The sequence below is a fragment of the Photorhabdus heterorhabditis genome, from assembly GCF_018448905.1.
GTDB lineage: Bacteria > Pseudomonadota > Gammaproteobacteria > Enterobacterales > Enterobacteriaceae > Photorhabdus > Photorhabdus heterorhabditis.
In genome coordinates this window covers 12453-39340 of the sequence record NZ_RCWA01000025.1, presented here as the reverse complement: position 1 = coordinate 39340, position 26888 = coordinate 12453, and the positions used below count along the sequence as shown (strand labels likewise).

Genomic DNA, 26888 nt, shown 5'->3' with positions numbered 1-26888 from the left:
AATCACTATCAGGCATGAGTGTTGTAGCATCTCTGTCACTAGAGTTTAAGGAGAAGAATATGAGAATTACTCAGATTCGAAATGCTACACAGATTATGCCTATGTTGGAAAAAAATTCCTTGTTGTTCCAATGGTTGCCAGAAAATGCGTTTATTTGGGATTTGAAGGAGCAGCCCGATCTGAACTCTATATCCCTTTTTCATTACGTTATTTTTATGAATTAATTTGTAAAATAATGGCGAAAAAACACTTGAGTATATCCCGCTAAAAAGAGAGTGAACTGAGTTAAATCTACCTTTTATATAAAGCTTTAATTTCTCTGTATTTGTGTTTTTAAATGGTTATAGCAGGTTGGATAAATGTAAAATAAGCAAAGGACCGGATCTTACTTTTTATAGAACTTTTCGTCATTAAAATGATCTGATTATTCTCTTTCATAAAAAAGTGATTTTGACGATGATTATTGGACAGTCAGGCAGCAAAACACTGAACTTTGGTATTGTTTATTATTAACGTTTTCACCCGTCGTTAATAAAATGTTTATAATTTGTTTTTAATATTACATTCTTATCATGTTTTTTGTAATGAAATTACATATAGTGAAAAAAGTAACGATAAATAACCCTAAAAATGGGGATTGAAAGTGGTAAATTTTCATTTTATCCGATAAAATTTTAGACAATTTACAGATTGTTGTTTTTGAGATTCCGCAAAAAAGTGGGGTCTTTTTAAAGGAGGGTCTATATGTCTGTATATCGTAAATATCCTTGGCATCAGGTTCTCTTACGTCGTATCAGTGCTGTGACGTTAGGTGTGTTGGCGCTACCGATTATGCTGTTCCGCCGTGATCGCACGCGTTTTTACAGTTATTTGTACCGTGTATGGATAAAAACCAGTGATAAGCCAGTATGGTTAGCACAATCAGAGTTGGTTATTACAGTCAGAAATAATTAATGTTTGGTTAGCGGGATATCAAGTTAACTTGGTTTTCTGCGGTTGATAAATAGTTTGACGCCTTGCCCGTTGATTCTGGCAGGGCGTTTTGTTTTCAGGGATCAGAAAAATCAATCAAGCCTATTTACTATAGCGGGTGTGGATGAGTATGTTACTTCCACACAATTAAAATATAGGACGAATATGATGCATAATATTGAGCTGGAAAACGTGATTAATGAAGAATTGCATATCAGAGAGTTTCAGGATTATGCGCCCAATGGCCTACAGGTTGAAGGGCGTGCTCATATTCAGCGGGTCGTTACTGGTGTCACAGCTTGCCAGGCTTTATTGGATGAAGCGGTTCGCTATCAGGCTGATGCGGTGATCGTTCATCATGGCTATTTTTGGAAAAATGAGCCGGTGGTGATTCGTAATATGAAACGTAATCGTCTGAAAACGCTACTTTGTAATGATATAAATTTATATGGCTATCATCTGCCGCTTGATGCTCATTCAGTATTGGGAAATAACGTACAACTGGCTCGTCAGATTGGTGCAAAAGTTGTCGGACTGATTGATACGTATGTACCATATGGGGAATTTGAGCAGCCACTGACGCCGGTAGAGTTAGCTGCACGTATTGAACAGGTGCTTGGTCGCAAAGCGTTGCATGTGGGCGATAACGCACCCGCAGAGATTCGCACTCTTGCCTGGTGTACTGGTGGAGGTCAGAGTTTTATTCAGCAGGCGGCCGAATTCGGTGTTGATGCTTTTATTACTGGTGAAGCGTCGGAACAGACGGTTCATACTGCCCGTGAGATGGGACTGCATTTTTATGCGGCTGGTCATCATGCCACTGAACGTTATGGCATTAAAGCTTTAGGTGAGTGGTTGGCGGATAATTATGGGTTAGATGTTACTTTTATCGATATTCCAAACCCGGTTTGATTCGGTTTATACGTTAGTCAGGAATAAGCGAAGCCCACCGAAAGTGGGCTTCAAAGTTTTTATAAACTTTTTAACTAGCGTTGTTCTATCCGCTTCATAGAATTGTGAGTTTTGATCTCGGTGATCTGGCTACACACGCAAACGGGAGGCTACGTTCGATCATTTAGAGAACAGGGTAGCTTAGTACCTGCTCTTAAAACGAGCATACACAAGTAAGATAGCCAGATCAATTTCAGTAGTGATTGTATTGGCACTAAATCTTATCGAATATCTGTCCAATTAAATAAAAGCCCTAACTATCAAGTCACAGCTTTGCCCTTATCGTAATCGGATTTAATTATTATTTTTCCAACTGGCTTTGGAAATCTCGCTGTGTATAGCCAGTGTAGAGTTGACGAGGACGGGCGATTTTTACACCGTCATCATGCATTTCGTTCCAATGGGCAATCCAGCCGATGGTACGGGCAATTGCAAAAATGACAGTGAACATAGTGGATGGAATCCCCATTGCTTTCAGGATGATACCAGAGTAGAAATCCACGTTCGGATACAGTTTCTTCTCAATAAAATACGGGTCATGCAGAGCAATACGCTCAAGTTCCATAGCAACTTCTAGCAGACTGTCATTCAGCCCAAGCTCATCTAACACTTCGTGGCAGGTTTCACGCATGACTGTTGCGCGTGGGTCATAGTTTTTGTAAACACGATGACCAAATCCCATCAGGCGGAAAGCGTCGTTTTTGTCTTTGGCGCGGGCAATAAATTCAGGAATGTGTTCAACCGACTGAATTTCTTCCAGCATTCGTAAGCAAGCTTCGTTTGCGCCACCATGAGCCGGTCCCCAAAGTGAAGCGATACCCGCGGCAATACAGGCAAATGGATTAGCACCGGAAGAACCCGCAGTACGTACTGTAGAGGTAGATGCGTTCTGTTCATGGTCGGCATGCAGAATAAGAATGCGATCCATAGCACGTTCTAGTACCGGGTTCACCTTGTACTCTTCGCATGGTGTAGCGAACATCATGTGCAGGAAGTTTCCTGCATAGGAAAGATCATTGCGTGGATAAACGAATGGCTGACCAATAGAGTATTTGTAGCACATTGCCGCCACTGTTGGCATTTTGGACAGCAGACGATATGCAGTAATGTCACGGTGATGCGGATTGTTCACATCCAGAGCATCGTGATAGAAAGCAGCCAAAGCGCCCGTGACACCGCACAGCACCGCCATCGGGTGGGAATCACGGCGGAAGCCATTAAACAACCGATTGATCTGTTCGTGGATCATCGTATGACGGGTAATGATTTTTTTGAATTTATCAAACTGTTCTTGTGTTGGTGTTTCGCCATACAGCAGGATATAGCAGACTTCCAGATAATTGGATTTTGTCGCTAGTTGGTCGATAGGAAAACCACGGTGAAGTAATATGCCTTCGTTGCCATCAATGTAGGTGATCTTGGATTCGCAAGATGCTGTTGAAGTAAAACCAGGGTCGTAGGTAAAAAAACCTTCGGAGCCGAGAGTACGAACGTCGATTACTTTAGACCCCAGGGTAGGTGTTAGCACGTCCAATTCAATAGCAACTGTACCATCTGGGGTTAGAGTTGCTTTGTTATCTGCCATTACAGTCTCCTTAGCACTTTCATTTTTATAACTCTTAACAACCGCAGCGGAAAGACACGATGTAAAGTCTATCTCATCAGGCTATTCTATTTGCCATTCTTTGTCGTTAAGAGCTGACCTGGGTAGTGCTCTGACAAAAGCGCTAGCTTTTGAATGCACCTTAGTGTGGCCCGCGCAAGTGAGCGATTTATCAATGAATCGCTTCTCACATACTGCCGTGCATATTCTGGTTTCTGCATGCGGCTGCGCCCTTAATTTATTGACCAGAATGGCCTACGCCAATGATGCCTATTGGAATAGGTTCTTATACTGCGCCTTCCTGGCATTGTGCTACCGGAGAAAATTTGAAATCAGGCTAATATCACATTTAAGGCTGAAATTTCACCCCGGGCAACAATGATTTTTAGATTGTTAGCGAGTTTTTGTGTGTTATGTTTTATGCATTGACTACAAAAACCATTATGATTCGTGCGGACTACACAGTTACATAACTTTAGCTTTTCGGGAAGTCTTTCCTCTTATCGGAAATCAATCTCAAAAGTGTTTTCAACCATATATGTAAGATAAATGTTTAAAGTTTGTCAAACAAGATAATTAATTTTGTGCAATATGTTTGAATCGTGATCTCAATCACTGTTCAGTGGAAATGTAGCTAATCATATTGTGTTGGAATTGTAATAATAATGTGAAGCACATATACTGCCGCCAGGTCTCCGGATTACCCTGATGTAGGAGCACCCAGCGTAACCAAATCACAACATTTTTTAACATGAAGGATCTACCGTTTGATTAAATGTTGTGTCTTTGTATCCCCTTATCGCTGTCTGATTTCCGCCCAGGTCCGGAGGAAGGAAAATAATAAAAGAGCTGTGTGGGCAAAATTGTGAAAAAACAAAGACCTGTCAACCTTGATTTGCAGACGATACACTTCCCAGTTTCTGCAGTAGCCTCGATCTTGCACCGTGTCTCTGGCGTCATCACTTTCATAGCAGTAGGAATTCTCCTCTGGTTGTTAGGGATGTCTCTTTCCTCGCAAGAAGGTTTTCAGCAAGCCGCCGATATTATGACGAGCTTTTTTGCTAAGTTTATTGTGTGGGGTATTCTGACTGCACTGGCTTACCATATTTGTGGTGGTATCCGCCACTTGCTGATGGATTTCGGCTATTTGGAAGAAAACTTAGCGGTCGGTAGTGCTTCTGCCAAAGTGGCAATCGCGCTTTCCGTTATCTTGTCGATTCTGGCTGGAGTACTGGTATGGTAAGTAACGCATCTGCATTGGGTCGCACGGGTATCCATGATTGGTTATTGTTGCGCGCGTCCGCAATCATTATTGTTCTATATGTTATCTATATTTTGGGCTTTGTTGCTGTAACGTCGGATATCACTTATGAAGTCTGGCGGGGTTTCTTTTCCTCATCCATCACTAAAGTCTTCACTGTGCTGGCGCTGTTTTCCATTCTGGCTCACGCTTGGATTGGTATGTGGCAAGTACTAACTGACTATGTAAAGCCGCTGGCACTGCGTTTGGTGTTGCAACTGGCGATTGTCGTTGCACTTATGGCTTACTTAATTTACGGAACAATTGTGGTGTGGGGTGTATAGATGAAACTGCCAGTAAGAGAGTTTGACGCAGTCGTTATTGGTGCAGGTGGGGCAGGTATGCGTGCCGCGCTGCAAATTTCACAAATGGGATTATCCTGTGCTTTAATTTCTAAAGTATTCCCAACCCGTTCTCATACAGTATCCGCGCAGGGTGGTATCACTGTTGCGTTGGGTAATTCCCACGAAGATAACTGGGAATGGCATATGTATGACACGGTGAAAGGTTCTGACTATATCGGTGACCAGGATGCGATTGAATACATGTGTAAGACCGGTCCAGAGGCAATTCTGGAACTGGAACACATGGGATTGCCATTTTCTCGTCTAGATGATGGTCGTATTTATCAGCGTCCATTCGGCGGCCAGTCAAAAAACTTTGGTGGTGAACAGGCCGCACGTACAGCCGCAGCCGCAGACCGAACCGGTCATGCACTGTTGCACACTCTGTATCAGCAGAACTTAAAAAATCACACCACTATTTTTTCTGAATGGTATTCGTTGGATCTGGTTAAAAATCAGGATGGCAGTATTGTTGGCTGCACTGCTATCAGTATTGAAACCGGCGAAGTCGTTTATTTCAAGGCGAAGGCAACTATTTTAGCAACAGGTGGTGCTGGTCGTATTTATCAATCTACAACTAATGCTCACATTAATACCGGTGATGGTGTAGGTATGGCGCTGCGTGCAGGTGTACCGGTGCAGGATATGGAAATGTGGCAATTCCACCCAACCGGTATTGCAGGCGCGGGTGTTCTGGTGACAGAAGGTTGCCGTGGTGAAGGTGGTTATTTGCTCAATAAGGATGGCGAGCGCTTTATGGAGCGTTACGCGCCAAATGCCAAAGATTTGGCGGGTCGTGATGTGGTCGCGCGTTCCATTATGATCGAAATCCGCGAAGGCCGTGGTTGTGAAGGTCCTTGGGGGCCTCATGCTAAGCTAAAACTGGATCATTTGGGCAAAGATGTGTTGGAGTCTCGTCTGCCGGGCATTCTCGAACTGTCCCGTACTTTTGCACACGTTGATCCGGTAAAAGAACCTATTCCGGTTATTCCAACTTGTCACTATATGATGGGGGGAATCCCGACTAAAGTTACCGGTCAAGCGCTGACTATTAACGAGAAAGGCGAAGATGTTGTTATTCCGGGCTTGTTCGCTGTGGGTGAAATTGCCTGTGTATCAGTTCATGGCGCAAACCGTTTGGGGGGTAACTCACTGTTGGACTTAGTAGTGTTTGGCCGTTCTGCCGGTTTGCACCTGAAAGAGTCTCTGATGGAGCAAGGTACCAGCCGTGAAGCCAGCGAATCTGATATTGAAGCATCAATGCAGCGTCTGAACCGTTGGAATAACTGCCGTACTGGTGAAGATCCAGTTAAAATTCGTAAAGATTTGCAGGCTTGTATGCAGAACAACTTCTCTGTATTCCGTGAAGGTGATGCAATGGCGAAAGGTTTAGAAGAGCTGAAGGTTATCCGTGAACGTTTGAAGAGTGCGCGTTTGGATGATACTTCATCAGAGTTTAATACCCAACGTATTGAGTGTTTAGAGCTTGATAACCTGATGGAAACGGCATTTTCTACAGCTGTTACTGCTAATTTCCGTACTGAGAGTCGTGGTGCTCACAGCCGTTTCGACTATCCTGATCGTGATGATGCGAACTGGTTATGTCATACCCTCTATCTACCGCAAACTGAAACTATGACTCGTCGTAATGTCAACATGCAGCCAAAACTGCGTGAAGCATTCCCGCCGAAAGCGCGTACTTACTAATGAGTTGCTGAATAATCCAGTTGCGGAGGAATAGATTATGAAACTTGAATTTTCGATTTATCGTTACAACCCGGATGTTGACAGCGCACCTCGTATGCAGGATTACACGCTGGAAGCAGAAGAAGGGCGTGACATGATGTTGCTGGATGCATTAATTCAGCTTAAAGAGCAGGACCCGACACTCTCTTTTCGTCGTTCTTGCCGTGAAGGTGTTTGTGGTTCTGATGGCCTTAATATGAATGGTAAAAATGGTCTGGCCTGTATTACACCTGTTTCGGCTTTGCGGCGTGGCCGCAAGAAAATTGTTATCCGTCCTCTGCCAGGTTTACCGGTTATCCGTGACCTGATTGTAGATATGGGGCAGTTTTATGCACAATATGAGAAAATTCGCCCATATTTGCTGAATGATGGTAAAAATCCGCCGGCTCGTGAGCACTTACAGTCACCTGCACAAAGGGAAAAACTGGATGGTCTGTACGAGTGTATTCTGTGTGCATGTTGTTCAACGTCTTGTCCGTCATTTTGGTGGAATCCTGATAAGTTTATCGGACCTGCGGGCTTGCTGGCAGCGTATCGCTTCCTGATCGACAGCCGTGATACTGAAACAGATTCACGATTAGATAATCTGAATGATGCTTTCAGCGTTTTCCGCTGCCATAGTATCATGAACTGTGTCAGTGTGTGCCCTAAAGGGTTGAATCCAACAAAAGCTATTGGCCATATTAAGTCTATGTTGTTAAAACATAGTGCATAATTGGCTAGCCCTCCGTGAAGTTTATCTGCGGAGGGCACAAAGAATTGAGAATTGTGAGTTGCCAACTGCTAATGATGATTAAAGCTTTGAGGCAAGGAACCTTTAAAAACCGTTAAAGGGTTTTTAAAGGTTCCTTGAAGGGTTCCGAAACCCAAAATAGAACATGCATAAAGCACGTCCAAATGAACCTTTTATCGATACCGCATTTAAGCGGTAAGTTAACCACGGCGAAAACTAAAGCTTTTAAAGCTTAAGGGATCACAATGCAGAACGGCGCAATGAAGGACTGGCTAGATTCGAGCTTCTTAGCTGGTTCAAACCAGTCTTACATAGAGCAAGTCTATGAAGACTATATAACCGATCCAAACTCCGTTGATGCAAGTTGGAGAGAAATCTTTCAACAATTGCCGAATGCGGGACTAAACGGTGAACAACTCCACTCGCAGACGCGTGATTACTTCCGCCGCCTTGCGAAAGATACTACGCGTTATCACTCCTCTGTCAGCGATCCGGCAATGGATGCAAAACAAGTTAAAGTTTTGCAGCTCATTAACGCATTCCGCTTCCGTGGTCATCAAAACGCTAATCTTGACCCGTTGGGATTATGGCAACAGGATAATGTTCCTGATTTAGATCCTGCTTTCCATAATCTGACGGAAGCTGATTTTGCAGAAACATTTAACGTAGGTTCTTTTGCTGTCGGCAAAGAAACGATGAAACTGGCTGATTTGTATGAAGCTCTGAAACGCACTTATTGCGGTTCTATTGGTGCTGAATACATGCATATCACCAATACGGAAGAAAAACGTTGGATTCAGCAACGTTTGGAATCTGTTACTGTCAGCTCTCAGTTTAGCGCAGAAGAAAAGCAGCGCTTCTTGGCAGAACTGACGGCAGCCGAAGGTTTGGAACGTTATTTGGGAGCCAAGTTTCCGGGAGCGAAGCGTTTCTCTCTTGAGGGTGGTGATGCCCTGATCCCAATGTTGAAGGATCTTGTCCGCCATGCGGGTAAACATGACACACGGGAAGTTGTGCTGGGGATGGCTCATCGTGGTCGTCTAAACGTTCTGGTTAATATCTTAGGTAAAAAACCTGCTGATTTGTTTGATGAATTCGCGGGTAAACATAAAGAGCACCTTGGAACTGGCGACGTGAAATACCATCAAGGCTTCTCGTCTGACTTTGCAACCGAAGGTGAAAAAGTTCATTTGGCACTGGCATTTAACCCATCTCATCTTGAGATTGTCAGCCCGGTGGTTATCGGTTCAGTGCGCGCCCGCCGTGATCGTCTGGATGAAGGCCGTAGCAACATGGTATTGCCAATCACTATCCACGGTGATGCTGCGGTTACTGGTCAAGGGGTTGTGCAGGAAACCCTGAACATGTCTCAGGCTCGTGGTTATGAAGTTGGTGGTACAATTCGTATCGTAATCAATAACCAGATTGGTTTTACAACGTCTAACCCGAAAGATGCCCGTTCAACACAATACTGTACCGATATCATCAAAATGGTACAGGCACCTATTTTCCACGTTAATGCAGACGATCCAGAAGCGGTGGCATTTGTTACCCGTCTGGCTTTAGATTTTCGTAATGCCTTTAAACGTGACGTGATGATCGATCTGGTATGTTACCGCCGTCATGGTCATAACGAAGCTGATGAGCCAAGTGCCACTCAGCCAATGATGTATCAGAAAATTAAGAAACATCCAACTCCACGTAAAATCTATGCTGATAAGCTGGTTGCTGAGAATCTGATATCAGTCGATGATGTGATCGAGATGGTTAATCTGTATCGTGATGCCCTCGACCGTGGTGACTGTGTCGTTGAAGAGTGGCGTTCAATGGGGCTGCACTCCTTTACATGGGAACCCTATCTTAATCACGAATGGGATGAAGAATACCCATATAAAGTCGATATGAAGCGTTTGCAAGATCTGGGCAGACGTATCAGCTCTGTCCCTGAAAAAGTGGAAATGCACTCGCGGGTCACGAAAATTTATCACGACCGCGCAGAGATGGCGAACGGCGATAAACTATTTGACTGGGGTGCTGCGGAAACGTTGGCTTATGCGACTTTGGTTGATGAAGGGATTCCAGTGCGTCTGTCTGGTGAAGATGCGGGCCGTGGTACTTTCTTCCATCGGCATGCTGTTATCCATAATCAGGCTAACGGTTCTGTTTATGTTCCTCTGGAGAATGTTCATAACGGCCAGGGCGCATTTAATGTTTGGGATTCTGTTCTGTCTGAAGAAGCGGTGTTGGCGTTTGAGTATGGCTATGCCACAACGGAACCACGCGCTCTGACAATCTGGGAAGCACAGTTCGGCGATTTTGCTAACGGTGCACAAGTTGTTATTGATCAGTTCATCAGTTCGGGTGAGCAGAAATGGGGCCGTATGTGTGGCTTGGTTATGCTGCTACCTCATGGCTATGAAGGTCAGGGGCCTGAACACTCTTCCGCTCGTCTGGAACGTTATTTGCAATTGTGTGCAGAACAGAACATGCAGGTTTGTGTGCCGTCAACGCCGGCGCAGGTTTACCACATGCTCCGCCGTCAGGCTCTACGCGGTATGCGTCGTCCATTGATTGTTATGTCACCGAAATCACTGTTGCGCCATCCATTGGCTATTTCCAGCTTGGATGAACTGGCTAATGGTAAATTCCAGACGGTTATCGGTGAAGCTGATGAGCTAGATCCTAAAGACGTTAAACGGGTTGTGCTCTGTGCGGGTAAAGTTTACTACGATCTGCTAGAACAACGCCGCAAAAATGAACAAATCGATGTTGCTATTGTACGTGTTGAGCAACTGTATCCATTCCCTCATCAGGATGTTCAGTCAGCACTGGAACAGTACGCCCATGTGCACGATTTTGTCTGGTGCCAGGAAGAGCCGTTAAACCAAGGGGCCTGGTATTGCAGTCAGCACAATTTCCGTGAAGTGATCCCATTCGGGGCTTCTTTACGTTATGCAGGTCGTCCTGCGTCTGCTTCCCCGGCAGTTGGATATACGTCAGTTCACCAGCAGCAACAGCAAGAGCTGGTTAATGACGCACTGAACGTCGAATAAATAAAGGATAGAAAATGAGTAGCGTAGATATTCTGGTTCCTGATTTGCCTGAATCTGTTGCTGATGCCACTGTTGCAATCTGGCACAAAAAAGAGGGTGATTATGTTGAGCGTGATGAAATACTGGTTGAAATCGAAACGGATAAAGTTGTACTAGAAGTCCCTGCTAGTGAAGCAGGAGTTCTGGAAGCCATTTTGGAAGTTAAAGATGCAACAGTTCTGTCCCGTCAGCTTCTTGGGCGTATCCGTTTGGGTGATAGCACAGGTAAGGCGGCAGAAGTCAAAGAAAAAACTGAAGCAACTTCAGCAAAACGCCAGACTGCGAGTTTAGAAGAAGAGAGCAATGATGCACTTAGCCCGGCGGTTCGTCGCCTGATTGCAGAACACGATCTTGATGCCAGCGCGATTAAAGGCAGTGGCGTTGGTGGACGTATCGTCCGTGAAGACGTGGAAAAATACATGGCTAATAACAAAAAAGCGGATAGTCAACCAGCTGGAATTGCACTTTCTCTTTCTGCTCAGGATTCTTTGTTGCCACATCGTAGCGAAAAACGGGTTCCAATGACTCGCTTGCGTAAGCGCGTGGCTGAACGTCTGTTGGAAGCAAAAAATAACACTGCGATGTTGACAACGTTCAACGAAGTTAACATGAAGCCAATTCAGGATATGCGTAAACAGTACGGTGATGTGTTTGAAAAACGTCACGGTGTGCGCTTGGGCTTTATGTCTTTCTATGTGAAAGCGGTGGTTGAAGCATTAAAACGCTATCCAGAAGTGAATGCTTCTATTGATGGCACTGATGTGGTTTATCACAATTATTTCGATATCAGTATTGCAGTATCTACACCGCGTGGCTTGGTAACGCCAGTGTTGCGTGATGCGGATGCGTTGAGCATGGCTGATCTTGAAAAACGCATTAAAGAGCTGGCAATTAAAGGTCGCGACGGCAAATTGACCGTAGAAGAGCTGACTGGCGGTAATTTCACGATTACCAATGGCGGTGTATTCGGCTCCTTAATGTCTACACCAATCATTAACCCACCACAGAGTGCGATTCTTGGTATGCATGCCATTAAAGATCGGCCAATGGCGGTTGATGGTCAAGTAGTGATCCTTCCTATGATGTATCTGGCACTGTCTTATGACCACCGTCTGATCGATGGACGTGAGTCTGTAGGCTTCCTGGTGACCATCAAAGAAATGCTGGAAGATCCCGCACGTTTGCTGTTGGACGTATAGCAACAGAATAGGGCAGATACGCGCTAATATCTGCCCGGTCTGAAGTAAACAAATGTATATGAACAGCCAATCTTTAGAGATTGGCTATATCCAGAGCAACAAAAAAATAAGGGAGCAATTTGTTAATTTGCTCTTATCAGACTAACTATGGATAGAACATCATGAATTTACACGAGTATCAGGCAAAACAGCTTTTTGCACGGTATGGTTTGCCCGCTCCGGCTGGTTATGCCTGCACGACACCGCGTGAAGCAGAAGAAGCTGCATCTAAAATCGGCGCTGGCCCTTGGGTGGTTAAGTGTCAGGTTCACGCTGGCGGTCGCGGTAAAGCGGGCGGCGTGAAAGTGGTTAACAGTAAGGAAGAAATTCGCGCTTTCGCTGAACAATGGCTAGGCAAACGTCTGGTCACTTACCAAACAGATGCGCAAGGACAGCCTGTTCGCCAGATTCTGGTAGAAGGGGCAACTGATATTGCGAAGGAGCTGTATCTCGGTGCTGTGGTTGATCGTGGTACGCGTCGTGTAGTGTTCATGGCCTCTACTGAAGGTGGCGTTGAAATTGAAAAAGTTGCGGAAGAAACCCCGGAACTGATTCATAAAGCCATTATTGACCCATTGACTGGCCCTATGCCTTACCAAGGGCGCGAACTGGCGTTTAAACTGGGTTTAACCGGTAAACAAATTAGTCAGTTCACCAAAATTTTCTTAGGATTGGCAAACCTGTTCCTGGAGCGTGATCTAGCTCTGGTTGAAATTAACCCATTGGTTATCACGACTCAAGGTGATCTAATTTGTCTGGATGGTAAACTAGGCGCTGATGGCAACGCACTGTTCCGTCAGGCTGAATTGCGTGAAATGCATGACCCATCTCAGGAAGATCCCCGTGAAGCTCAGGCGGCACAGTGGGAACTGAACTATGTCGCACTGGATGGCAATATTGGCTGTATGGTTAACGGCGCTGGTCTGGCAATGGGAACGATGGATATCGTTAAGTTGCATGGTGGTGCACCAGCAAACTTCCTTGATGTAGGTGGTGGCGCAACTAAAGAACGTGTTACAGAAGCGTTTAAAATCATTCTGTCAGATGAAAATGTGAAAGCAGTATTGGTTAACATCTTTGGTGGTATTGTCCGTTGTGACCTGATTGCTGACGGTATTATTGGTGCAGTGGAAGAAGTTGGTGTTCACGTACCGGTTGTTGTTCGTTTGGAAGGGAACAATGCTGAGCTGGGAGCGAAAAAACTGGCTGACAGTGGTTTGAATATCATTGCGGCAACCAGCCTGACAGACGCAGCTAAGCAAGCAGTAGCAGCAGTGGGGGCAAAATAATGTCTATTTTAATCGATAAAAACACCAAAGTTATCTGTCAAGGTTTCACTGGCAGCCAGGGGACTTTCCATTCGGAACAAGCGATTGCTTACGGTACCCAAATGGTTGGCGGGGTAACGCCGGGTAAAGGCGGCACTGAACATCTGGGATTACCTGTTTTCAATACCGTTCGTGAAGCCGTAGAAGCAACAGGGGCAACGGCATCTGTTATCTATGTTCCGGCTCCATTCTGTAAAGATTCTATTCTGGAAGCGATCGACGCAGGTATCAAACTGATCATCACGATTACTGAAGGCATCCCGACGCTGGATATGCTGGTGGTTAAAGTGAAGCTGGATGAAGCAGGTGTGCGTATGATCGGCCCTAACTGTCCGGGTGTTATCACACCGGATGAATGTAAGATCGGTATTATGCCGGGCCACATTCATCAAGCGGGTAAAGTCGGTATCGTTTCCCGTTCAGGTACACTGACTTATGAAGCAGTGAAACAGACGACTGATGCAGGTTTAGGACAATCTACCTGCGTTGGTATTGGTGGTGACCCAATTCCAGGTTCTAACTTCATCGATATTCTGAAATTGTTCCAGGAAGATCCGCAAACAGAAGCTATCGTAATGATTGGTGAAATTGGTGGTACTGCGGAAGAAGAAGCGGCAGCCTACATTAAACAGCACGTCACTAAACCGGTTGTTGCCTACATTGCGGGTGTGACTGCACCAAAAGGTAAACGTATGGGTCATGCGGGTGCCATTATTGCGGGTGGTAAAGGAACCGCAGATGAAAAATTTGCTGCTCTGGAAGCGGCTGGCGTGAAGACGGTTCGCAGTCTGGCAGACATCGGTGATGCAGTGAAGGATTTACTCGCTGGCAAGTAATCACTAATAATAAATTCTTATCTATGAGGCCGCTGTAAAGTGGCCTCAGATCGTTAAAAAAGCGGGTTAAAAATAGTTTTTCAGCATCGAAAATTTCATAATTCATCTTTGCCGATTGATTTTCTCCATTGGATTTCAATATTGGATTTGAAGGGGTGGATAGATGAATTGTGATGTGTTTTCTTTACTATAGGGGTTATTGGTATAAGAAAACATGACAGGAAATACGTTATCATCTTTAGTCGTTATAATAGTAGCCTGTAGGTCTAATATATATCTTTCATTATTTTTCCAACATATTGGTCCAAAATCAGCGTAACCTGTGTTTTTAGAAAAATCCCATGATAAATTTGTATTATTACCTTTGGCAGGATCATTATTGACTTTTGTATGTTTCCAAAATCCATCGTTATCTATTGTTCTTACTTTACATGCCCCTCCAGTATCAAGACCAATTAGTGTCAGATCTACGAATGGTTTATCTCCTTGAACTTCTGTAGGTTTCCCTTTTTCATCAATCGCGATAGGGTTATTGAATGTAACATTACCTGCTATTTCCAGCTTGATTGTTGATTCATGATTTGGTTTACCGGGTGATGTTGGGCCATAATCGCATAAGCTAGGAGCATTTTTTCAGGGTTTGCTCTATTCAAGCAAACAATTAATGGATTACGTTTGTCTAAATTCTTTATACGAACCGGTGCTGTATTATGCATACCATTCGCAATAGGCATAAACTGCTTAAGAATGTCGTCATTGTTTATCCGTGTATTTTTACTTTCTAATATTGGTCCATACGTCCCATTAACAGATAACGAACGCCCGTTTTTTTCCTGTGGAAAAGAACAACAAACCATATTTTAGCATCTGGTTTAATATCAGTACGATGAAGTTTACTGGATTATATAGAAAAGCTCCGTACTTCCTTGCCTGCTGTTTTTTTGTCTCAGTCATGACCTGCTTGCCGTGCACATTATTAGTTGATATCGCTCCCACATCCTCAGTATTAATAGTAATATCTTATGTCAACACTTTTCCATTTATTTTCAGGGTGTTGGGTGCTTTTCATTAATATTTTCACGTAATGAATTTATGATTTCCTGAGCAAATTTCTGTGTCACTGCCAGCGTGTCATTATTGCCAATTTCATTTGTCAGTTGAACGATTCCCTTTTGTGTTAATGAGGCATTGGGAATTTTTGTTGTGGTGACTTTTTCTAATGCTTTATTTAATTGCTCGATGAGTTTCTTTTCATCACCATCATCGAGAACATCTTCACCAGATTGTGTCGCAATAAAATCAGCCACCACAGATGATATGGTTGACGATTGACGTAATACTTTATTTAACAAATGATTGGGAATCTCACCGGGTAGAATCCCTTCTTGCAAACTCGGATCTTTTTCATACTTTTCTTGAGCCAATATATTAGCATTATTGCTGATAGCAAAAGCTTTAAAATCATTTTTTTGATTCATGGATACTCCTTAAATTAAATAACGTTCTTTTATAATCAATATATTGAATTATTGAAAAAAACACTTTAATAATTCACATAAATTACAGTCTGGTTCAGTTGATTAATAATTAAATGTTCTTATAAATTAAAGGATTAACTGTTTTTAGTTAATTGGTAAAAATGAAAAAATCAATATTTGAAAACTATTGTTTTCTCTCTATTTATTATTGTAATTCACCCTAATAATCAATTTACAGTGAAAAGATTGATAAGGTAAAATTTCACGTAAATTTAATTTTCGAATGGATGACCAGAAAAATAATTATTCATTTAATGATGGTATATATACTCAGTCTTAAACTTCTCAAAAATTCCATTTAGGTCAGTTAATATTTGGTGCTAATGAAATATTAGTTCGACTGAGTAATACCTAATATTTTTTTCCAGCCCAGTAACAACGCTTTTTTAACTTCTGACTGCATATTAGTTTCAGCAGCGTATTCATGGTGGTGACTGGCGTGAACTTGGGGACCATTATGCTATCTGAGTGACAGTCAAACAGTGGTGCTTTCATTGCCAATGCAATGCTAATAATAATATTTTCTTAAGTATGAAAATAAAAAGTTAATTTTAAAAATCATTTCACAGCAATATAGAAATCAATGACTATCTAAATAAACAAATTTTTAACAATATATCAACCAAAATGAAATAATAGACAAAGTAGTTAACACTAGCCAGAAATAAGTGACTAAAATCAGGTTATTACCTATAGCATTATTTTTTTAATTTGCTTAAATTGATCCTGATCAAATTCATTTTCATTAAGTAATAACCGAAATTTTTGATCCATATTCGGAATTCTAATCTGAATCACGTAAAACCTATTTATTGTATGGGAATATAAGCGTACTATACTATTAGTCTAATTATGTTTTTAATTTACTTGGTAATAAGTTGTTATTTTATAGGCATTTATTGCTGGTAGTTATACCCAATGGATTTCAAGATGTATCGCGACGGCAAGGGAGCGAATCCCGGGAGCATAGAGAACTATGTGACTGGGGTGAGTGAGTGCAGCCAACAAAGAGGCAACTTGAAAGATAACGGGTATATAAGGCTTTTGTTTTAGTGCCTTGAGACAGGTTCTTATTACGAAGCCAGGTTGCTGCAAGTCGATGCCTTCCTGCTAGGAGCAAGGAGTCAAGATGTTTGATATTGTCGAACTGTCACGATTACAGTTTGCCTTAACTGCAATGTATCACTTCCTGTTCGTTCCACTAACGCTCGGTATGGCGTTTTTGCTGGCGATTATGGAAACGGTATATGTGCTTTCCGGTAAACAAATTTACAAAGATATGACAAAATTCTGGGGCAAGTTATTTGGTATTAACTTTGCTCTGGGTGTTGCAACAGGGTTGACCATGGAGTTTCAGTTTGGAACTAACTGGTCATACTTCTCTCACTACGTCGGTGACATTTTTGGCGCCCCTCTGGCGATCGAAGGTCTGATGGCGTTTTTCCTGGAGTCCACATTCGTAGGTCTGTTCTTCTTCGGTTGGGATCGTCTCAGTAAAAAGCAACATTTGGCGGTAACCTGGTTGGTTGCACTAGGGTCTAACTTCTCTGCTCTTTGGATTCTGGTTGCTAATGGTTGGATGCAAAACCCGATTGCTTCTGACTTCAACTTTGAAACCATGCGTATGGAAATGGTGAGTTTCGCTGAACTGGTACTGAACCCAGTGGCTCAGGTGAAATTTGTTCATACCGTTGCCGCAGGTTATGTGACGGGGGCGATCTTCGTTCTTGGTGTCAGTTCTTACTACCTGCTTAAAGGCCGTGATATTCCATTTGCTAAACGTTCATTTGCGATTGCTGCAAGTTTTGGTATTGCCGCTGTGTTGTCTGTTATTGTGCTGGGTGATGAATCCGGTTACGAAATGGGTGACGTACAGAAAACCAAGCTGGCTGCAATTGAAGCCGAATGGGAAACTCAGCCACCACCGGCAGCCTTTACACTGATAGGTATCCCGGATCAGGACAAAATGGAAAACAAATATGCAATTCAGATCCCTTACCTTATGGGGCTGATTGCTACTCGTTCCGTTGATACCCCGGTAATTGGTTTGCGTGATCTCATGGATCAGCATGAGCTGCGTATTCGTAATGGGATAAAAGCTTATGCATTGTTAGAAGAATTGCGTGCAGGTAATACAGACCCGACGGTTCGTACTGCATTCAATGAAAACAAACAAGACCTTGGTTATGGCATGTTGCTGAAACGCTATACCAGCCAGGTGACTGATGCCAGCGAAGAGCAAATTAAGGCCGCTGCGAAGGATTCAATTCCTCGTGTTGCTCCACTGTATTTTGCATTCCGTATTATGGTTGCTGCTGGTTTTCTGATGTTACTGTTGATTGGTCTGGCATTTTGGAGTGTTATCCGTGGCCGTATTGGTAAGCAAAAATGGTTACTGCGCGCAGCGCTGTACAGTATCCCATTGCCATGGATCGCCATAGAGTCAGGTTGGTTTGTGGCTGAGTATGGCCGTCAGCCTTGGGCAATTGGTGAGGTTTTACCAACCGCTGTAGCGAGCTCTAACTTGGCAGCCAGCGATATCCTATTCTCGATGGCACTGATTTGTGGTCTTTACACCTTGTTCCTGATCGCAGAAATGTTTTTGATGTTCAAATTCGCACGTCGTGGTCCAAGTAGCCTGAATACTGGCCGTTACCACTTTGAACAGAAAACAACTTCAGCACATGATGCTCAGTAAAACGGGAGTCCACTTATGTTTGATTATGAAGTACTACGATTTATATGGTGGCTGCTGATTGGTGTGTTGCTAATCGGTTTTGCAGTAACTGATGGTTTCGACATGGGAGTGGGTATCCTGTTACGAATCATTGGTAAAAATGATACTGAGCGCCGCATCATGATTAACTCAGTGGCACCACACTGGGACGGTAATCAGGTTTGGTTAATTACTGCTGGTGGAGCACTGTTCGCAGCTTGGCCGATGGTTTATGCCGCTGCGTTTTCAGGCTTCTATGTTGCCATGATTCTGGTGTTATCCGCATTATTCTTTCGCCCGGTGGGTTTTGATTACCGTTCAAAACTGGAAAATCGCAAGTGGCGTAACATGTGGGATTGGGCAATATTTGTCGGCAGTTTTGTGCCGCCATTGGTTATCGGTGTTGCATTCGGGAACCTTTTGCAAGGCGTGCCGTTTAACGTTGATTCCCAGTTACGTTTGTTCTATGCCGGCTCCTTTTTTGGATTGCTGAACCCGTATGGCCTATTGGCCGGGGTGATCAGCCTGATGATGATTGTGACTCAGGGCGCAACTTATCTGCAAATGCGTACTACTGGTGAGCTGCGTCTGCGTTCCCGTGTGGCAACATATATATGTGCGCTGGTGACTATGGTAGCTTTCCTGCTAGCAGGTGTATGGCTGATTTATGGTATCGATGGTTATGTTGTGACGGGTGGTCTGGATACTATGGCTCAGTCTAATCCATTACATAAAGAAGTTTCCCATCAGGCTGGTGCCTGGTTGACTAACTTCAATAATTATTCGTGGCTGTGGACTTTACCTGCATTGGGTGTTGTCTCTCCTTTGCTGACTATGCTGATGACCCGCATGAATAAAGCTGGATGGGCTTTCCTGTTTTCTTCACTGACAGTTACATGCATCATTTTGACCTGCGGTGTGACGATGTTCCCATTTGTGATGCCTTCAATCACTGATCCTAATGTCAGCCTGACAATGTGGGACGCGACTTCAAGCTTGATGACACTGCGTGTTATGTCTGTGGTTGCATTGATTTTTGTTCCCATCGTTTTGGGATATACCATTTGGTGTTACTACAAAATGTTCGGGCGTTTGGACAAAAGCTTTATTGAAGATAACAAACATTCATTGTACTAAGGAGCATAAAGCATGTGGTATTTTGCCTGGATACTCGGAACGCTCTTGGCTTGTAGTTTCGCTATAATTGCTGCCTTAGCGCTTGAACATAATGAAGCAGAAAAAGCTGCTGAAAATGGCGAAAAGTAATGTTGATGGATAAAGGCTCTATAAGGGGCCTTATCCTTATTCTGGCATTGGTGGTTGCTTGTTGTGTATTTTGGGCGCCTGCTGCGCGTTTTGCAGCCAATACTAGCTCATTGCACATTTGGCAAGGTATTTTGCTGATATGGGCTGTATGCACAGGTGTTACTTTCGGGATAGGTTTTCATCCAAGAAGTATCGTCTGGCGTATCTTTTTCTGCCCTCTACCGGCATTTTTAATTTTAATTTGGGGCTTGTGCCAATTCTTCTGTTAGCCAGCTCTGCATATTATGGGTTATTTAGCCCATAAAATTTTTATTGGCGCATTATTCCAAAGCCGCATTGTCTTGAGTATAGTGGCAGCGTTAATTCGCCTTATATAGGATTGAAAGTGAGTAATACGTTATTCCGTTGGCCCGTCCGTGTTTATTACGAAGATACAGATGCTGGTGGGGTAGTTTATAACGCCCGTTATGTCGCCTTTTATGAAAGAGCACGTACAGAGATGCTACGTCAGCATGGCATTCATCAACTGCATTTACTTGATGAACAAATTGCATTTGTTGTCCGGCGGATAGTGGTTGATTACCATGCTCCAGCTCGGCTTGATGATCTGTTGGAGGTGCAGAGTGAAATTACGGATATTCGTAGAGCATCTTTGACATTTATTCAACGGATTGTTGATAGTAACGGAAAAGTTCTTAACAGCGCAGAAGTGTTAGTTGCTTGCGTGAATGCATCTCAAATGAAGTCGATTGCGCTTCCAAAGTCTATTGTCGCGGAGTTTAAGCAGTGACTGACATGAATATTCTTGATTTATTCCTGAAAGCGGGCCTTTTGGTACAGCTGATCATGCTTATTTTGATCTGCTTTTCCATTGCTTCATGGGCGATCATTATTCAAAGGACCAAAATTCTCAATGCCGCAACCCGTGAAGCGGAAGCATTTGAAGACAAATTCTGGTCGGGTATTGAATTATCACGCTTGTATAAGGAAAGTCAGTCTCGTCGAGATTCATTAGGTGGAACGGAACAAATCTTTTATTCTGGTTTCAAAGAATTTGCTCGTTTGCACCATGCAAATAATCATGTTCCAGAAGCCGTGGTGACCGGTGCTTCACGGGCAATGCGTATTTCTATGAACCGTGAATTAGAAACGTTGGAAAGCCATATTCCATTCTTGGGTACGGTTGGCTCAATTAGTCCATATATCGGTTTGTTTGGTACCGTTTGGGGAATTATGCATGCGTTTATCGCGTTAGGTGCGGTAAAACAGGCCACTCTTCAAATGGTCGCGCCGGGTATTGCAGAAGCGTTGATTGCAACGGCGATTGGTCTGTTTGCGGCGATTCCGGCAGTTATGGCGTACAACCGCCTGAATCAGCGGGTTAATAAGCTGGAGCAAAATTACGATAACTTTATGGAAGAGTTTCTGGCTATTTTGCATCGTCAGGCTTTCGCTGTTGAAAATAAAGCTGAGAACAAATAGTAAGGGGAGAGGCTATGGCGCGCACTCGTAGTCGCAAGCGTGAGCTGAAATCCGAAATCAATATCGTTCCCTTACTGGACGTATTGCTGGTGCTATTGCTTATTTTTATGGCAACAGCACCGATTATCACTCAAAGCGTAGAAGTTGATCTACCTGATGCGGTAGATTCCAAAACGGTTTCTAGTTCGGACAACCCGCCGGTAATAGTGGAAGTTTCTGGTGTTGGTCAGTACACCATGGTGGTTAACCATGAACGATTGGAATTATTACCTGAGCCGCAGATTATTGCCGAAGCACAGGCGCGGATAAAAGAGAACCCGAAGACCGTTTTTTTGATTGGTGGTTCAAAAGAGGTGCCTTACGATGAGATTATTAAGGCATTGAATATGTTGCATCGGGCAGGTGTGAAATCCGTTGGCTTAATGACTCAGCCTATCTGAGTTTGGTCAAAATTGCTGTCATTTAAAGATTTTGGATATCGAGCGTGGGAAAGACAAGCGGACAAAACAATAAGCTAAATCGCGCCGTTATCGTTTCGGTTGTGTTACATATCATTTTGATAGGGTTGCTTATTTGGGGTTCCCTGACGCAAAAAACCGAAATGGGTGGTGGCGGACAGGATGGTTCTATTATTGATGCTGTTATGGTCGATCCGAATGCGGTAGTACAACAATACAATCAGCACCAACAGCAGCAGGCCGACGCTAAACGTGCAGAAGAATTACGCAAGAAGAAAGCGGAGCAGCAAGCAACTGAATTAAGAGAAAAACAGGCGGAAGAGCAGGAGCGTCTGAAAGCGGTAGAAGAAGAACGAATTAAAGTGCAACAGGCTGCGGAAGAACAGAAAAAGCAAGCTGAGGAAGCAGCGAAAAAAGCCCGTGAAGAGCAAAAACTGGCAGAAGAAGCGGCGGCCAAAGCTAAAACTGAAAAAGAAAGGCTGATTAAAGAGCAGGCTGAAATGCAGAAGAAAGCCGAAGCTGAAGCTAAAAAAGAAGCTGAAGCTGTTGTGGCTAAACAAAAAGCGGCAGAAGAAGCAAAAGTTAAAGCGGAGGCTGAAGCAAAGGCCAAAGCGGAAGCAGATGCAAAGGCTAAAGCTAAGGCCGAAGCGGATGCCAAGAAAAAAGCCGCTGCACAAGCTGCCAAACAGGCAAGTGAAGTTGATGATTTATTGGGTGGCTTAACTTCCAATACGCCGAAACAACAAGGGGGAGCTTCTGCCGCGGGTAAAGGGGGCAGTAAGAAAAGTGGCGCTTCAAATGCCGACATTAATAACTATCTGGGGCAGATCCAGATAGCGATACAGAATAAGTTTTACGATGCGGACATGTATCGTGGGCGTACCTGTACATTACGGATTAAGCTTGCTCCTGATGGCTTATTAATTGATGTAAAACCAGAAGAGGGAGATCAGGCGTTGTGTCAGGCAGCGGTAGCGGCTGCTAAACAAGCGAAAATTCCGAAACCACCAAGCAGAGAGGTTTACGAAGAGTTTAAAAATGCTCCGGTTCATTTTAAACCTCAATAAGGTTGTTATATAGAGATTATTAATAACAAACAAAACCATTCAATGTTATTAAGCTATACCTTATGGATTTCAAGATGCTTCGCGACGGCAAGGGAATGAATCCCCGGGAGCATAGCTAACTATGTGGCCGGAATGAACAAGTGCAGCCAACAAAGAGGCAACTTGAAAGATAACGGGTATATCTAGTTTTGTTTGTTAACGTTTGTTAATATCCGCGAATTATTGCGGCGATTCCATCGCGATAAGGGAGACATGATGAAGCAGGCTTTTAAAGTAATGCTGAGTATTTTGATGTTATGGGTCACGGTGGCTCATGCAGAAGTTCGTATTGAAATCACTCAAGGGGTCGATTCTGCTCGTCCTATTGGCATTGTGCCATTTAAATGGACTGGGGCTGGCAATGCGCCTGAAGAGATAGGAACCATCGTTGGAGCCGATCTTCGCAACAGTGGTAAATTTAATCCTATTGATGCTAGCCGTATGCCACAGCAACCAACGACTGCATCTGAGGTGACGCCTGCTGCATGGTCAGCGCTAGGTATTGATGCTGTTGTTGTTGGACAGATTCAGCCAAGTGCAGATGGTAGTTTCTTGATCTCTTATCAATTGGTTGATACTGCGGGTGCTCCAGGCACAGTGCTTGCCCAGAATCAGTTTAAAGTAACGAAACAGTGGTTGCGTTATGCTGCGCATACAGCCAGTGATGAAGTATTTGAAAAACTGACTGGCATCAAAGGCGCATTCCGTACCCGTCTGGCTTATATTGTAAAGACCAATGGCGGCAAATATCCGTATGAACTGCGGGTATCGGATTACGATGGTTACAACCAGTTCACTGTTCACCGTTCACCAGAGCCACTGATGTCACCGGCGTGGTCTCCTGATGGTGCTAAGCTGGCTTATGTCACTTTTGAAAGTGGTCGCTCTGCCTTAGTGATTCAGACCTTGGCGAGTGGTGAGGTACGCCAGATTGCTTCATTCCCGCGTCATAATGGAGCACCTGCATTTTCGCCTGATGGCAGCAAACTGGCCTTTGCTCTGTCTAAATCGGGTAGTTTGAATCTTTACGTGATGGATTTGGGTTCAGCGCAGATCCATCAGGTTACGGATGGTCGCAGTAACAATACTGAGCCAAGTTGGATGCCGGATAACCAGACATTGGTTTATACCTCTGACCAGGGTGGTCGTCCACAGTTATATAAAATCAATATCAATGGCGGTGCTCCGCAACGCCTCACTTGGGAAGGCACACAAAACCAGGATGCTGATGTTAGTGCAGAGGGTAATTTTGTGGTAATGGTCAGCTCAGAGAGTGGTAAGCAGCACATTGCTAAACAAGATCTGGCAACGGGAGCCGTTCAAATTTTGACGGACACGTTCCTGGATGAAACGCCGAGTATCGCACCTAACGGCACTATGGTGATTTATAGCTCCACCCAAGGGTTGGGGACTGTATTGCAGCTAGTTTCGACTGACGGGCGTTTCAAAGCGCGTCTTCCGGCGACTGATGGGCAGGTAAAATTCCCTGCTTGGTCGCCGTATCTGTGATGCATAATAATATGTATGGCAAACTTTAAAAGGATCAAAGAGATGCAACTGAACAAAGTGCTAAAAGGGCTGATGTTAGCTTTACCAGTTATGGCTGTAGCAGCGTGTAGTTCTAACAAAAATGCTGATAACGATCAGACTGGTGTAGGCACTGTTAACGAAACTAATGCGGGTCTGTCAGCAGAGGAATTAGCTCGTCAGCAAATGCAAGAGCTGCAAAACAACAACATCGTATATTTTGGTTTTGACAAATACGACATCAGCTCAGATTTTTCTCAGCTGTTAGACGCTCACGCAGCATTCCTGCGCAGCAACCCATCTTATAAAGTTGTTGTAGAAGGTCATGCTGACGAACGTGGTACTCCTGAGTACAACATCGCATTAGGTGAACGCCGTGCTAATGCAGTGAAAATGTACCTGCAAGGCAAAGGTGTTTCCGGTGAGCAAATCTCTATCGTCTCTTACGGTAAAGAAAAACCTGCTGTACTGGGTCATGACGAAACGGCTTATGCGAAAAACCGTCGCGCAGTACTGGCATATTAAGAGTAGTTCATGAACAGTAACTTCAGACATCATTTTTTGGGTCTGTCGTTACTGGTTGGCGTAGCGGTTCCTTGGGCCGCTATTGCCCAAGCGCCAATCAGTAATGTCGGCTCAGGTTCTACCGATGAGCGCCTTACCCAATTAGAGCGTATTTCCAACGCTCACAGCCAACTGTTAACTCAGCTTCAACAACAACTCGCCGATTCTCAGCGTGATATTGACATGCTCCGTGGTCAGATACAGGAGAACCAGTATCAGCTTAATCAAGTGATAGAGCGGCAGAAAGACATTTATCAGCAACTGGAAGGTGCTACAGGTTCCTCAGACAGTAAGCCTACGGCGGCCCCGCCTTCTCCAACTGCAAGTAATAGTGGCAATCGAGCGTCTTCAACTGTCAGCACTGGCAGCGAGAAAGGCGATTATGATGCAGCTGTTCACTTGGCAGTGAATACCAAAGAATATGATAAAGCGATTATTTCTTTTCAGAGTTTTGTAAAGAATTACCCGAAGTCGAGTTATATACCTAATGCTAACTACTGGTTAGGACAACTTCACTATAACAAGGGTAAGAAAGACGAAGCTGCTTACTACTTTGCTACGGTAGTAAAAGAGTACCCGAAGTCACAGAAGAGTGGTGAATCGCTTTACAAAGTTGGTTTAATCATGCAGGACAAGGGTCAGAAGGATAAAGCGAGATCTGTTTACCAGCAGGTTATGAAGCAATATCCTGGTTCGAACGCAGCTAAACTGGCTGAAAAAAAGCTTTCTACGCTGTAATTATTGGCCCCGGAAGGGCGTATTAACACGTTTTCGGGGTTGATTGAGTGCTTGGTAAGCATTTAAACGTAATTTGAAAAAATAACCGTTGCGTTGTTCTGAAAAATCAGTAATATATGCCGCCGTTGCCGAGAGAAGTCACAAGATGGGTCGTTAGCTCAGTCGGTAGAGCAGTTGACTTTTAATCAATTGGTCGCAGGTTCGAATCCTGCACGACCCACCATCTTAAAGCTTCGGTCAAAAACAAATTCCCTTGGATGGGTCGTTAGCTCAGTCGGTAGAGCAGTTGACTTTTAATCAATTGGTCGCAGGTTCGAATCCTGCACGACCCACCATCTTGAAGCTTCATTCAAAAACAAATTCCCTGAATAGGTCATTAGCGCAGTCGGCAAAGCCGTTGACTTTTAATCAATGGGTCGCAGGTTCGAGCCGAGCGAAGCGAGACAACAACGCGACAGCTTTGGCCCGAAGGGCGAGGCCGTAGGCCGAGTCATCCTGCACGACCCACCATCTTGAAGCTTCATTCAAAAACAAATTCCCTGAATAGGTCATTAGCGCAGTCGGCAAAGCCGTTGACTTTTAATCAATGGGTCGCAGGTTCGAGCCGAGCGAAGCGAGACAACAACGCAACAGCGTTGGCCCGAAGGGCGAGGCCGTAGGCCGAGTCATCCTGCACGACCCACCATCTTGAAGCTTCATTCAAAAACAAATTCCCTGAATAGGTCATTAGCGCAGTCGGCAAAGCCGTTGACTTTTAATCAATGGGTCGCAGGTTCGAGCCGAGCGAAGCGAGACAACAACGCAACAGCGTTGGCCCGAAGGGCGAGGCCGTAGGCCGAGTCATCCTGCACGACCCACCATCTTGAAGCTTCGGTCAAAAACAAATTCCCTTGGATGGGTCGTTAGCTCAGTCGGTAGAGCCGTTGACTTTTAATCAATGGGTTGCAGGTTCGAGCCGAGCGAAGCGAGACAACAACGCGACAGCGTTGGCCCGAAGGGCGAGGCCGTAGGCCGAGTCATCCTGCACGACCCACCATCTTGAAGCTTCGGTCAAAAACAAATTCCCTTGGATGGGTCGTTAGCTCAGTCGGTAGAGCCGTTGACTTTTAATCAATGGGTTGCAGGTTCGAGCCGAGCGAAGCGAGACAACAACGCGACAGCGTTGGCCCGAAGGGCGAGGCCGTAGGCCGAGTCATCCTGCACGACCCACCATCTTGAAGCTTCGGTCAAAAACAAATTCCCTTGGATGGGTCGTTAGCTCAGTCGGTAGAGCCGTTGACTTTTAATCAATGGGTTGCAGGTTCGAGCCGAGCGAAGCGAGACAACAACGCGACAGCGTTGGCCCGAAGG

The 26888-nt window shown here is 44.3% G+C and carries 24 protein-coding genes, 5 tRNA genes and 3 other RNA genes; 29 read left to right on the top strand and 3 right to left on the bottom strand.

Annotated features, from left to right (window positions below):
- Positions 1–744 precede the first annotated feature (744 nt).
- Both EAE89_RS15415 and EAE89_RS15410 read left to right on the top strand, forming a co-directional pair.
- Positions 745–954, top strand: coding sequence for a YbfA family protein (locus tag EAE89_RS15415; RefSeq protein ID WP_214086179.1), 210 nt, complete (start codon positions 745–747; stop codon positions 952–954).
- 186 nt (positions 955–1140) lie between these two features.
- On the top strand, positions 1141–1884 hold the full coding sequence (locus tag EAE89_RS15410) for a type 2 GTP cyclohydrolase I (RefSeq protein ID WP_214086178.1): 744 nt from the start codon (positions 1141–1143) through the stop codon (positions 1882–1884).
- A gap of 340 nt (positions 1885–2224) precedes the next feature.
- On the opposite strand, the gene EAE89_RS15405 is transcribed toward EAE89_RS15410, so the two are convergent.
- Complete coding sequence (locus tag EAE89_RS15405) at positions 2225–3508, bottom strand: citrate synthase (protein ID WP_054480983.1); 1284 nt, start codon at positions 3506–3508, stop codon at positions 2225–2227.
- An 871-nt stretch (positions 3509–4379) separates the two neighbouring features.
- On the opposite strand from EAE89_RS15405, the gene sdhC reads away from it, so the two are divergent.
- The 8 genes from sdhC (at position 4380) to sucD (ending at position 14143) form a co-directional block, all read left to right on the top strand.
- Positions 4380–4769 carry a succinate dehydrogenase cytochrome b556 subunit gene (gene sdhC / locus EAE89_RS15400; protein ID WP_054480985.1) on the top strand — a complete coding sequence of 130 codons (390 nt, stop codon included), beginning with the start codon at positions 4380–4382 and terminating at the stop codon, positions 4767–4769.
- Positions 4763–5110, top strand: coding sequence for a succinate dehydrogenase membrane anchor subunit (sdhD, locus tag EAE89_RS15395; RefSeq protein WP_054480988.1), 348 nt, complete (start codon positions 4763–4765; stop codon positions 5108–5110). Before sdhC ends, sdhD begins: the two co-directional genes overlap by 7 nt.
- Positions 5111–6877, top strand: coding sequence for a succinate dehydrogenase flavoprotein subunit (sdhA, locus tag EAE89_RS15390; RefSeq protein ID WP_054480990.1), 1767 nt, complete (start codon positions 5111–5113; stop codon positions 6875–6877).
- A gap of 37 nt (positions 6878–6914) precedes the next feature.
- Entirely contained in the window at positions 6915–7631 is a 717-nt protein-coding gene (locus EAE89_RS15385) for a succinate dehydrogenase iron-sulfur subunit (RefSeq protein WP_054480992.1), read from the top strand.
- Between the two features lie 263 nt (positions 7632–7894).
- Complete coding sequence (sucA, locus tag EAE89_RS15380; RefSeq protein WP_054480994.1) at positions 7895–10702, top strand: 2-oxoglutarate dehydrogenase E1 component; 2808 nt, start codon at positions 7895–7897, stop codon at positions 10700–10702.
- A 14-nt stretch (positions 10703–10716) separates the two neighbouring features.
- A complete protein-coding gene (odhB, locus tag EAE89_RS15375; RefSeq protein WP_054480996.1) occupies positions 10717–11940 on the top strand; it encodes a 2-oxoglutarate dehydrogenase complex dihydrolipoyllysine-residue succinyltransferase in 1224 nt (407 codons plus the stop codon).
- Between the two features lie 161 nt (positions 11941–12101).
- On the top strand, positions 12102–13268 hold the full coding sequence (gene sucC / locus EAE89_RS15370; RefSeq protein WP_054480997.1) for an ADP-forming succinate--CoA ligase subunit beta: 1167 nt from the start codon (positions 12102–12104) through the stop codon (positions 13266–13268).
- Positions 13268–14143 (top strand): succinate--CoA ligase subunit alpha, encoded by an 876-nt coding sequence (gene sucD / locus EAE89_RS15365; protein ID WP_149617427.1) that lies wholly within the window; start codon positions 13268–13270, stop codon positions 14141–14143. Before sucC ends, sucD begins: the two co-directional genes overlap by 1 nt.
- Before the next feature lie 551 nt (positions 14144–14694).
- Here the strand turns inward: sucD and EAE89_RS15360 are convergent.
- Together EAE89_RS15360 and EAE89_RS15355 are read right to left on the bottom strand one after the other, a co-directional pair.
- The gene (locus EAE89_RS15360; protein WP_054481001.1) at positions 14695–15000 is read right to left on the bottom strand and encodes a hypothetical protein; all 306 of its coding nucleotides are present in this window, start codon (positions 14998–15000) and stop codon (positions 14695–14697) included.
- Positions 15001–15189: 189 nt separating this feature from the next.
- On the bottom strand, positions 15190–15621 hold the full coding sequence (locus tag EAE89_RS15355; protein WP_235525531.1) for a tail fiber protein: 432 nt from the start codon (positions 15619–15621) through the stop codon (positions 15190–15192).
- 1189 nt (positions 15622–16810) lie between these two features.
- Between EAE89_RS15355 and cydA the strand changes: the two genes are divergently transcribed.
- The 19 genes from cydA (at position 16811) to EAE89_RS15260 (ending at position 26859) form a co-directional block, all read left to right on the top strand.
- Positions 16811–18379, top strand: coding sequence for a cytochrome ubiquinol oxidase subunit I (cydA, locus tag EAE89_RS15350; protein WP_054481045.1), 1569 nt, complete (start codon positions 16811–16813; stop codon positions 18377–18379).
- Positions 18380–18394: 15 nt separating this feature from the next.
- Complete coding sequence (cydB, locus tag EAE89_RS15345; protein ID WP_054481043.1) at positions 18395–19534, top strand: cytochrome d ubiquinol oxidase subunit II; 1140 nt, start codon at positions 18395–18397, stop codon at positions 19532–19534.
- A gap of 12 nt (positions 19535–19546) precedes the next feature.
- Positions 19547–19663, top strand: coding sequence for a cytochrome bd-I oxidase subunit CydX (gene cydX / locus EAE89_RS15340; protein ID WP_072161942.1), 117 nt, complete (start codon positions 19547–19549; stop codon positions 19661–19663).
- Positions 19663–19932, top strand: a complete 270-nt coding sequence (gene ybgE, locus EAE89_RS15335) for a cyd operon protein YbgE (RefSeq protein ID WP_054481041.1) — start codon at positions 19663–19665, stop codon at positions 19930–19932. Before cydX ends, ybgE begins: the two co-directional genes overlap by 1 nt.
- A 116-nt stretch (positions 19933–20048) precedes the next feature.
- The gene (gene ybgC / locus EAE89_RS15330; RefSeq protein ID WP_214086177.1) at positions 20049–20453 is read left to right on the top strand and encodes a tol-pal system-associated acyl-CoA thioesterase; all 405 of its coding nucleotides are present in this window, start codon (positions 20049–20051) and stop codon (positions 20451–20453) included.
- Positions 20450–21145: a Tol-Pal system protein TolQ gene (gene tolQ, locus EAE89_RS15325; RefSeq protein ID WP_054481037.1), complete on the top strand. Its 696-nt coding sequence runs from the start codon at positions 20450–20452 to the stop codon at positions 21143–21145. The genes ybgC and tolQ overlap by 4 nt, the downstream gene beginning before the upstream one ends.
- A 14-nt stretch (positions 21146–21159) precedes the next feature.
- Positions 21160–21585: a colicin uptake protein TolR gene (tolR, locus tag EAE89_RS15320; RefSeq protein WP_015835089.1), complete on the top strand. Its 426-nt coding sequence runs from the start codon at positions 21160–21162 to the stop codon at positions 21583–21585.
- A gap of 44 nt (positions 21586–21629) precedes the next feature.
- Positions 21630–22670, top strand: coding sequence for a cell envelope integrity protein TolA (tolA, locus tag EAE89_RS15315; protein WP_054481035.1), 1041 nt, complete (start codon positions 21630–21632; stop codon positions 22668–22670).
- 255 nt (positions 22671–22925) lie between these two features.
- Positions 22926–24218, top strand: a complete 1293-nt coding sequence (gene tolB / locus EAE89_RS15310; RefSeq protein WP_054481033.1) for a Tol-Pal system beta propeller repeat protein TolB — start codon at positions 22926–22928, stop codon at positions 24216–24218.
- A gap of 42 nt (positions 24219–24260) precedes the next feature.
- Complete coding sequence (pal, locus tag EAE89_RS15305) at positions 24261–24761, top strand: peptidoglycan-associated lipoprotein Pal (protein WP_054481031.1); 501 nt, start codon at positions 24261–24263, stop codon at positions 24759–24761.
- A 9-nt stretch (positions 24762–24770) separates the two neighbouring features.
- Positions 24771–25538 carry a cell division protein CpoB gene (gene cpoB, locus EAE89_RS15300; RefSeq protein WP_054481028.1) on the top strand — a complete coding sequence of 256 codons (768 nt, stop codon included), beginning with the start codon at positions 24771–24773 and terminating at the stop codon, positions 25536–25538.
- A 147-nt stretch (positions 25539–25685) separates the two neighbouring features.
- Positions 25686–25761, top strand: a tRNA-Lys gene (locus EAE89_RS15295).
- Positions 25762–25797: 36 nt separating this feature from the next.
- Positions 25798–25873 (top strand) — tRNA-Lys (locus EAE89_RS15290).
- A 45-nt stretch (positions 25874–25918) separates the two neighbouring features.
- Positions 25919–26048: non-coding RNA, RtT sRNA (locus EAE89_RS15285), on the top strand.
- 45 nt (positions 26049–26093) lie between these two features.
- Positions 26094–26223: non-coding RNA, RtT sRNA (locus EAE89_RS15280), on the top strand.
- A 45-nt stretch (positions 26224–26268) separates the two neighbouring features.
- A non-coding RNA gene (locus EAE89_RS15275) (RtT sRNA) lies at positions 26269–26398 on the top strand.
- Between the two features lie 36 nt (positions 26399–26434).
- Positions 26435–26574: transfer RNA gene (locus EAE89_RS15270), tRNA-Lys, on the top strand.
- Positions 26575–26610: 36 nt separating this feature from the next.
- A tRNA-Lys gene (locus tag EAE89_RS15265) sits at positions 26611–26750 on the top strand.
- A gap of 39 nt (positions 26751–26789) precedes the next feature.
- Positions 26790–26859: transfer RNA gene (locus tag EAE89_RS15260), tRNA-Lys, on the top strand.
- Positions 26860–26888: the final 29 nt, after the last annotated feature.